Raw genomic sequence first — 9,286 nt, 5'->3', positions numbered from 1 at the left:
CCCGCTGTCCCTCTTTTACGCGACCACCGAGCGTCAGCTTTGTCTCGATTCCGAAGCAACGTGTTGATAATCGACAGCTAGCGCTGCATGCCGGCGGGGAAGACGGCCGGCAGCCGTACCTCTGCGCGCCCGTCGATCTGCGCGGACGAATGGCCGAGCAGCAGGCGATAGCCACCGCCGGCCACGCGCCAGCCGTGGGCCTTGCCGTCGTAGCGCGCGAAGCGCACCGCGGGCAGCGTGACGCTGATCCGCTTCGTCTCGCCCGGCCGCAGCGACACCTTCTGCCAGCCGACCAGCCGTGCCGCCGCGTCGCCGGGGAACTGCACGTAGAGCTGCGGCACGTCGGCGCCGGCGCGCTTGCCGGTGTTGGCGATCTCGAACGTCGCCGTCACCGTGCCGGCGGCATCCGCCTCGGCGGCCAGCGCGCGATAGCCGAACGTGGTGTAGCCGAGGCCGTAGCCGAACGGGAACAGCGGCTGGATGCCGCGGCGCTGGAACCAGCGGTAGCCGACGTCGGCGCCCTCGATGTCGTAGTCGATCGTGTCGGCCGGCTTGCCCTGCGGCGGCAGGCCGATCGCGTCCAGGCCGGCGCCGGCGATCGTCGGGCGCGGCAGTTGCGCCTCGTCGCGCGACCAGCTCAGCGGCAGGCGGCCGGACGGATCGACCTCGCCGAACAGCAGCCGCGCGATCGCCTCGCCGCCGGCATTGCCCGGATACCACGCCTCCAGCACCGCGCCAGCCTGCGCCAGCCACGGCATCGCCACCGGGCCGTTGTTCTCCAGCACCACCACGGTACGCGGGTTGGCCTTGGCGACGGCGGCGACCAGCGCATCCTGGTTGCCGTCCAGCGCCATGTGGGGGCGATCGAACGATTCGGCCGCCCATTGCTGCACGAACACCACCGCCACCTCGGATGCCGCCGCCAGCTTCGCCGCAGCGGCGATGTCCTCGCCGCTGGCGTAGCTGGCCTTGCCGCCGACGCGCCTGGCGATCGCCGCCAGCGGCGCGGACGGGTGGTACTTCACCGGGCCGGGCCAGGCGGTCGGCGCCAGCCCGGGCACCGGGTTGCCGCCCGGCGCGGTCACCGCCGACGAACCGCCGCCGGCGAGCACGCCCTTGTCCGCGTGCGCGCCGATCACCGCCACCGACTTCAGCGTGGACGCCAGCGGCAGCAGTCCGCCCTCGTTGCGCAGCAGCACCGCGCCCGCTTCGGCGGCGCGCTGCGCCACTTTCGCGTCGGCGGCGTAGTCGATCGGTGCCGGCGCGGCGGGATGGTCGATCGCGCCGACCGCGAACAGGCTGCGCAGGATGCGGTGGACCATGTCGTCCAGCCGCGCCTGCGGCACCTCGCCCTTCGCCACCGCCTCGCGCAGCGGCTGGCCGAAGAACACCTGCGGGTCGAAGGACTCGCCGGCCGATTGCTGGTCGAGCCCGGCCAGCGCCGCCTTCGCCGCGCTGTGCACGCCGCCCCAGTCGGACATCACGTAGCCCTTGAAGCCCCAGTCGCGCTTGAGCACCTGGTTGAGCAGCCAGTCGTGTTCGCAGGCGTAGGTGCCGTTGATGCGGTTGTACGAGCACATCACCGAACCGGGCGCGCCGATGCCCAGCGCGATCTCGAACGCGCGCAGGTCCGATTCGCGCGCAGCGACCGGATCGATCTTCGAACTCAGCGTGTTGCGGCCGGTCTCCAGGTCGTTGAGCGCGTAGTGCTTGAGCGTGGACACCACGTGCTGCGACTGGATGCCGCGCACCGCGTGGCCGGCCATGGTGCCGGCCAGCAGCGGGTCCTCGCCGGCGTACTCGAAGTTGCGGCCGTTGCGCGGGTCGCGCAGCAGGTTGACGCCGCCGGCCAGCAGCACGTTGAAGCCCTTGCGGTGCGCCTCGCGGCCGATCATCGCGCCGCCGGCCTCGGCCACCGCCGGGTCCCAGCTCGCCGCCGTCGCCAGGCCGGAAGGCAGCGCGGTGGCGACGTCTTCGCTGTGGGCGTTGAGCGGGCGCGCCACGCCCAGGCCCGCGTCGGTTTCCTGCAGCGCCGGCAGGCCCAGCCGCGCCAGCGCGGGCGCGCAGGCCGCCGAGCCCATCGCGCAGGCCGGCGCCGGCTTGCCGTCCGCGCTGGCGCCGTACTGGGTGGTGAGCCACTGGAACTTCTCGTCCTGGGTCATCGCCCGCACCACCAGCGTGGCGCGCGCGTCGGGCGACAGCGCGGCATCCATCCACGGCCGCGCGGGCGGTTCGTTGGCGGCGGCAGCGGTGGCGATGGCAAGGACGATGGCACTGGCGAGCAGGCGGCGCGGGTGGCGGGACATGGGCGACCTCGGCAGGGGGCGGAAGGGCGTTGCGGCTTTCCACAGAGTGCTAACGTAACGTTTTCGCCGCAACCCGTAGCGTCCCGGACCGGGCATGGCGGGCCGGCGCCCGCGCTTGCCTGACGTATCGACGACCCCATCTCAGGGAGACCCATGTCGCCCTTGCCCGCCGATTTCCATCCTGCCGTCGCCGCGTGGTTCCGCGGCGCGTTCGCTGCGCCCACGTCGGCGCAGGCGCAGGCGTGGCCGTCGATCCGGGCCCACCGGCACACCCTGGTCGCTGCGCCGACCGGCTCGGGCAAGACGCTCACCGCCTTCCTCGCCGCCATCGACGCGCTGGTGCACGAGGGCGTGGCGCACGGCGGCGCGCTGCCGGACGAGACACGGGTGGTCTACGTGTCGCCGCTGAAGGCGCTGTCCAACGACATCCAGATCAACCTGGAGGCGCCGCTGGCCGGCATCCGCGCCGAGCTGGAGAACCAGGGCCTGCCCGACGTGGCGATCCGCACCGCGGTGCGCACCGGCGACACCCCGCAGGCCGAACGCGCGCTGCTGCGCAAGCTGGCCCCGCACATCCTGGTCACCACGCCCGAGTCGCTGTACATCCTGCTCGGCTCCGCCTCCGGCCGCGACATGCTCAAGACTGCGCGCACGGTGATCGTGGACGAGATCCACGCGCTGGCCGGCAGCAAGCGCGGCTCGCACCTGGCGCTGTCGCTGGAGCGGCTGGAGATGCTGTGCCAGCGCCGGTTGCAGCGCATCGGGCTGTCGGCGACGCAGAAGCCCATCGAAACGGTCGCCGACTTCCTGGTCGGCGCTCCCTCGCCCTCTCCCCAAGACGGGAAGGAGGCGGGCGCGAGAAGCGACGTCGCCATCGTCGACGTCGGCCACACCCGCGCCCGCGACCTCGCCATCGAGGTGCCGCCGGTGCCGCTGGAAGCGGTGATGTCGAACGACTGCTGGGAGCTGGTCTACGACCGCCTGGCGCAACTGGTGCAGGCGCATCGCACCACCCTGGTCTTCGTCAACACGCGGCGGATGGCCGAGCGGGTGGCTCGCCACCTGTCCGAGCGGCTGGGCAAGCCGGCGGTGGCCGCGCACCACGGCAGCCTCGCCAAGGAGCAGCGGCTCGACGCCGAGCAGCGGCTCAAGCGCGGCGAGCTGTCGGTGCTGGTGGCCACCGCCTCGCTGGAGCTGGGCATCGACATCGGCGACGTCGACCTGGTCTGCCAGCTCGCCTCGCCGCGCTCGATCGCCGCCTTCCTGCAGCGCGCCGGCCGCTCCGGCCACGCGGTGGACGGCACGCCGAAGGCACGGCTGTTCCCGACCACCCGCGACGACCTGATCGAATGCACCGCCCTGCTCGACGGCGTGCGCCGCGGCGAGCTGGATGCGCTGATCCTGCCGCCGCAGCCGCTCGACGTGCTGGCGCAGCAGATCGTCGCCGAAGTCGCCTGCCAGGAATGGAGCGAGGACGCGCTGTACGACCTGGTGCGCCGCGCCCACCCCTACCGCGCGCTGCCGCGCGAGCAGTTCGACGCCATCGTACGCATGCTCGCCGACGGCTTCACCACGCGCCGCGGCGCCCGTGCGGCCTACATCCACCGCGACGCCGTGCACCGCCAGCTGCGCGCGCGCCGCGGCGCGCGGCTCACCGCGATCACTTCCGGCGGCGCGATTCCCGACACCGCCGACTACCTGGTCGTGCTGGAGCCGCAGGCCACTATCGTCGGCACGGTGAACGAAGACTTCGCGGTCGAGAGCCTCGCCGGCGACATCTTCCAGCTCGGCAACACCAGCTACCGGATCCTGCGGGTGGAGCGCGACCGCCTGCGCGTCGAGGACGCGCACGGCGTGCCGCCGAGCATCCCGTTCTGGCTGGGCGAGGCGCCGGGGCGCACGAAGGAGCTGTCGCACGCGGTGTCGCGCCTGCGCGAGGACATCGCCGCGCGCCTCGACGAAGGCGGCATGCCGGCGGCGCTGGCGTGGCTGACGCAGACGCTCGGCCTCGGCGAAGCCGCCGCGCAGCAGCTGGCCGACTACCTGGCTCGCGCCAAGGCCGCGCTCGGCGTGCTGCCGACCCAGCAAACGCTGGTGTTCGAGCGTTTCTTCGACGAATCCGGCGGCACCCAACTGGTGATCCACACGCCCTACGGCAGCCGCATCAACCGCGCCTGGGGCCTGGCGTTGCGCAAGCGCTTCTGCCGCCAGTTCAACTTCGAGCTGCAGGCGGCGGCGACCGAGGACGCGATCGTGCTGTCGCTGTCGACCAGCCACAGCTTTCCGCTGGAAGAGGTGGCGCGCTACCTGCATTCCAACACCGCCGAGCACGTGCTGGTGCAGGCCCTGCTCGACGCGCCGCTGTTCCCCGCGCGCTGGCGCTGGAACGCGGTGACCGCGCTGGCGCTGCCGCGCTTCCAGGGCGGCCGCAAGGTGCCGCCGCAATTGCAGCGCATGAAGAGCGAGGACCTGCTCGCCACGGTGTTCCCCGACCAGGTCGCCTGCCTGGAGAACATCGTCGGCGAACGCGAGATCCCCGACCACCCGCTGGTCAACCAGACCCTGCACGACTGCCTGCGCGAGGCGATGGACGTGGACGGACTGCTCGACCTGCTGCGCGGGCTGGAGGGCGGCGCCATCGAGGTCGTCGCGCGCGACCTCGCCGCGCCGAGCCCGCTCGCCAGCGAGGTGCTCAACGCCGCCCCCTACGCCTTCCTGGACGACGCGCCGCTGGAGGAGCGCCGCACCCAGGCGGTGCAGGCGCGGCGCGGCAGCGAGGCCGCCGGGCCGGGCGACATGGGCCGGCTCGATCCCGCGGCGATCGACGCGGTGCGCGGCGAAGCCTGGCCCGAGGTGCGCAGCATCGACGAGATGCACGAGGCGCTCGGCGTGCTCGGCTTCGTCACTGTCGTCGAGGCCGCGGCCAACGACGGCTGGAGCGAGCGGCTGGAGGCGCTGGCCAGGGTGCAGCGCGCCACGCGGCTGTCCTTTCCCGCGGGAGCGGCTTCGGGCGCAAGCGCCGCGACGGGAGCCGCCTCCGCGGAACCGGTCCACCGCATCTGGACCTCCGCCGAGAAACTGCCGCTGTGGCAGGCAGTGCATCCCGAGGCCGCGATGCAGCCGCCGATCGCCGCGCCGGCCGAATACGCCGCGCAGGCGTGGACGCGCGAGGACGCCCTGCTGGAACTGGTGCGCGGCCGGCTGGTCGGCCTGGGGCCGGTCACCGTCGCGGCGTTGGCCGCTTCGCTGGCGGCCGCGGCCGGCGAGGTGGAGCTCGCGCTGACCCGGCTGCAGTCCGAAGGCTACGTGATGCAGGGCCGCTTCAGCGAGGGCGCGGACGACACCGAATGGTGCGAGCGGCACCTGCTGGCGCGCATCCACCGCTACACCATCGGCCGGCTGCGCCGCGAGATCGAGCCGGTGAGCCGGCGCGACCTGTTGCGCTTCCTGCTCGACTGGCAGCACGCCGCGCCGCAGGCGCGGCTCAACGGCCCGGATGCGCTGGCCGCCGTGCTGGCCCAGTTGGAAGGCTACGAGGCCGCCGCCGGCGCGTGGGAAACGGAGATCCTGCCCGCGCGCATCGGCGACTACGGCAGCCGCTGGCTGGACGAGCTGTGCCGCGCCGGCCGCATCGGCTGGAACCGCCTGCGCAGCGGCGGCGGCAGCGGCGGGCCGGTGCGCGCCACCCCGATCGTGCTGCTGCCGCGCAAGCAGATCGCCCTGTGGACGGCCGTCGCCGACCATGCCGACCCGCAGGAATCGCTGCTGTCCTCGCGCGCGCAGGCGGTGGCCGACGCGCTGCGCGAGCACGGCGCGCTGTTCTTCGACGAGCTGATGGATGCCGCCCGCCTGCTGCGCAGCGAGCTGGAGGACGCGCTGGGCGAGCTGGTGGCCGCCGGCCGCGTCACCGCCGACAGCTTCGCCGGCCTGCGCGCCCTGCTGCTGCCGGCGGCGAAGCGCGACGCCGGCCGGCACCGGCGCCTGCGCAGGCACCAGCTCGGCAGCATCGAGGACGCGGGGCGCTGGTCGCTGGTGCGCGCCGCCCCTGCCGCCCGGGAAGGAAGCGACGCCGCTGCGGCGTTTTCCCCCGCGGGCAGGAAGGGCAACGCGCTTGCCGCGGACACCGTCGAGCACGTCGCCCGCACCCTGCTGCACCGCTACGGCGTGGTGTTCTGGAAGCTGCTCGAACGCGAGGCGCCGTGGCTGCCCAGCTGGCGCGAGCTGCTGCGCGTGTACCACCGGCTGGAGGCACGCGGCGAGATCCGCGGCGGACGCTTCGTCGAGGGCCTGGTCGGCGAGCAGTTCGCCCTGCCCGAGGCGATCCCGATGCTGCGCGCGGTGCGCCAGCGCCCGCTGGACGGGCAACTGGTCACCTTGAGCGGCAGCGACCCGCTGAACCTGGTCGGCACCGTGCTGGCCGGCGACAAGCTGCCGGCGCTGGCCGGCACCCGCGTGCTGTACGAGGACGGCGTGGCCGTGGCCGCGCTGGTGGCGAACAAGCCGCAGTTCCTGCAGGAAGCCCCCGTCGCCGCGCAGGCGCGCTGGCGCCATGCGCTGCTGCGCCGCCCCGAGGCGGTCGATCCGGGCCTGCCGCACGCCCTGCCGCCCCATCTCGGGAAAACCCCAGGGCTGGGGTAATCCCCAGTTATCGCCGCCCGGCCGCGCCGCTACGCTCGCCGCCATCCATCCCTCAAGTCTTGGCGGAGATCGACCATGGGCATCCAGAACACCCTGGGAGGCGGCATCCTCAACCATGCCCTGCTGCTCGCGCAGTCTCCGCCGGCCGACCCGCCCGCGGCGGCGGCCCACTCCCTGCCCGAGCCGACCGGGTTCGCGCCCGACATCCCCTACAACCGGCATGCCTCGATGCTGCTGGGCGGCGGCATCGGCAAGGCACCCCCGCCGCAGACCTACGATGCCGGCGACCTCTACGGCCCCAACGGCCCGAAGGAAGAGGACATACAGCAGAAGAGCCTGAACGACTGCTACTTCGACGCCACCATCGGCGTGGTCGCCGAGCACGACCCGGGCCGGATCGAGCAGTCGATCAGGTACAACCCGGACTCGAAGACCTTCACCGTCACCTTCTGCCAGAAGGGGCCGTTCGGCATCCCGCTGCCGCGGCAGATCGAAGTGACCCAGGCCGACATCTGCGACAACATCGCGCGCGGTGGCAGCAGCAAGGGCGGCGAAGGCGGCCCGATCTGGCCGGCGGTGATGGAAGCCGCCTACGCCAAGATGCACCTGCAGGACGCGAGCAAGAACGGCGCCACGCCCGATCCGCGCATCGACGGCGGCTACGGCCCGGGCTCGGCCGACAAGCTGGGGCCCGACGGCAAGCCTGTGAACAAGCTGGACGCGAACGGCAAGCCGATCCCGGAACTGGACGAGAACGGCAAGCCCAGGCTCGGCGTGGACGGCAAGCCGCTGTACCAGCACGAGCAGGTTACCGTGGGCGGCATCGGCGGCGGCTTCGGCACCGAGGCGCTATACACCGTCACCGGCGAGACCGCCAAGACGATGCAGGCGCCGACGCCCGGCGGCGGATTCTTCAACCGGCTGGTCACCGAGCTGGAAGGGCAGCGCCTGAAGTCGGCGATCGACGGCGGCTCCACCGTCACCGTGGGCATTTCCCCCGAGAACAAGGGCGAGGCGAAGGACGGCCTGGAAGGCGCGCACCAGTACATGGTCAACCGGGTCTACAAGGACGCCGACGGCGTGTGGCAGGTGGAACTGCGCAATCCGTGGGGCAACAACGGCAGCGACGGCAAGGGCCACGGCCTGGAAGGCAAGGGCGACGGCGGCGCCGTGATCACCGTGCCGCTGGACTCCATCCACACGCACGGCTACGAGGGCTTCGTGATCGGCCCCGGCAAGTGAGCCCGCGATGCGCCTGGCGCTCGCATGGCCCGTGCTAGCATCGCTGGCGATCCTGTTCGCCAGCTCCGTCCCCTACGTCCACGCCAGGGAACCGTCCGTGATCGACACGTTGCCGGCCTATGCCGGCGCCCACGAAATCGGTGCCGACCAGCACGCCGCCTGCGCCGCGCTGACCGATGCGCTCACCGGCTACCTGCGCGGCAAGTACCGGGTGAAGCGCGCGCGCTTCTTCGTCATCGCGCCGCAGGACGTCACCTGGAACGCGCTGGACCACTTCGCCGACAGCCATCTGCAGGCGGTCAACGCGCGCCGCGAAAGCTTCAACTGGCACCGCGCGGGCTACGACCTGTACTCGGTGTGGTCGTTGAACGAGGCCTGGACGATGCACGTGGCGGTGGCGCTGACCCGCGAGCCGCTGGCGGACGGCCGCCTGCTGATCGGCTATTTCGAGNACGGGGCGTCATCCCAGCGNTTTCAACGGCCGAAGGGCCGGTCAAGCTGGGATCCAGTGCCTTTAGGTTTTGGGGAAGGGGGAAAGTCGCTGGATGACCAGCCCTTCGGCTGTTGAAAAGCGCCTCCTGCTTTCGCAGGAATGACGAGCGGGGAGCACAAGGGGATTTCAGTCCGGCAAGGAGACTTTGCAGGCTCTGAGCCCGGCGCGCCGTAGCGCACCCACCCGTAACCTTCAGTCGCTGTGGTCGGCGACGTACACCAGCCGGCCGTCGTGCACCCGGAACTCGCTGCGGCCTTCGAGCACGATCGACTGGCCCGCGCGGATGCCGTTCGGCAGGTCGACCGCGAAGGTTCCCTCGAACAGGATCGACGCGCTGCCGCTGCCGTCGCTTTCCTGCCAGGCCGTGACGGTCTGCCGGCGGCTGGAGAACAGGTGGCGCGAATGCTCGGCCAGCGCGCGCAGTTCCTCGATGCCCTGGGTGCGGATCGAGAGCGCGCCGGCGGTGTAGTTCTCGAACACCACCGCGTCGTCCATCGTCGCCAGCATGGCGTCGACGTCCTTGCGGTTGTAGGCATCGAGGTAGCGTTCGACGAGTGCGCGCATGCGGCGATTTCCGTTCAGGGGTCCGGCATTTCAGCATGCCGCC

At 72.2% G+C, this 9,286-nt stretch carries 4 protein-coding genes; 2 read left to right on the top strand and 2 right to left on the bottom strand.

Going from position 1 to position 9,286, the window contains the following annotated elements; genetic code table 11:
* Nucleotides 1-77: 77 nt before the first annotated feature.
* Nucleotides 78-2,306 (bottom strand): beta-glucosidase, encoded by a 2,229-nt coding sequence (locus tag ASG87_RS05875; RefSeq protein ID WP_056002249.1) that lies wholly within the window; start codon nucleotides 2,304-2,306, stop codon nucleotides 78-80.
* Nucleotides 2,307-2,459: 153 nt separating this feature from the next.
* Here ASG87_RS05875 and ASG87_RS05870 point away from each other — a divergent pair, with 153 nt between their 5' ends.
* Both ASG87_RS05870 and ASG87_RS05865 read left to right on the top strand, forming a co-directional pair.
* Nucleotides 2,460-6,944, top strand: a complete 4,485-nt coding sequence (locus ASG87_RS05870) for a DEAD/DEAH box helicase (protein WP_056002246.1) — start codon at nucleotides 2,460-2,462, stop codon at nucleotides 6,942-6,944.
* Nucleotides 6,945-7,019: 75 nt separating this feature from the next.
* Nucleotides 7,020-8,186 (top strand): hypothetical protein, encoded by a 1,167-nt coding sequence (locus ASG87_RS05865; RefSeq protein ID WP_056002243.1) that lies wholly within the window; start codon nucleotides 7,020-7,022, stop codon nucleotides 8,184-8,186.
* Nucleotides 8,187-8,871: 685 nt separating this feature from the next.
* Here ASG87_RS05865 and ASG87_RS05855 read toward each other — a convergent pair.
* On the bottom strand, nucleotides 8,872-9,243 hold the full coding sequence (locus ASG87_RS05855; protein ID WP_056002237.1) for a nuclear transport factor 2 family protein: 372 nt from the start codon (nucleotides 9,241-9,243) through the stop codon (nucleotides 8,872-8,874).
* Between the last annotated feature and the right edge of the window lie 43 nt (nucleotides 9,244-9,286).

Source organism: Frateuria sp. Soil773 (assembly GCF_001428405.1).
Taxonomy (GTDB): domain Bacteria; phylum Pseudomonadota; class Gammaproteobacteria; order Xanthomonadales; family Rhodanobacteraceae; genus LMSL01.
This window is presented reverse-complemented; position numbering and strand designations above follow the sequence as displayed.

Excerpts from the sequence above, each read along its gene's own strand:
- ASG87_RS05875 (WP_056002249.1), bottom strand. The coding sequence starts at position 2,306 with ATGTCCCGCCACCCGCGCCGCCTGCTCGCCAGTGCCATCGTCCTTGCC.
- ASG87_RS05870 (WP_056002246.1), top strand. The coding sequence starts at position 2,460 with ATGTCGCCCTTGCCCGCCGATTTCCATCCTGCCGTCGCCGCGTGGTTC.
- ASG87_RS05865 (WP_056002243.1), top strand. The coding sequence starts at position 7,020 with ATGGGCATCCAGAACACCCTGGGAGGCGGCATCCTCAACCATGCCCTG.
- ASG87_RS05855 (WP_056002237.1), bottom strand. The coding sequence starts at position 9,243 with ATGCGCGCACTCGTCGAACGCTACCTCGATGCCTACAACCGCAAGGAC.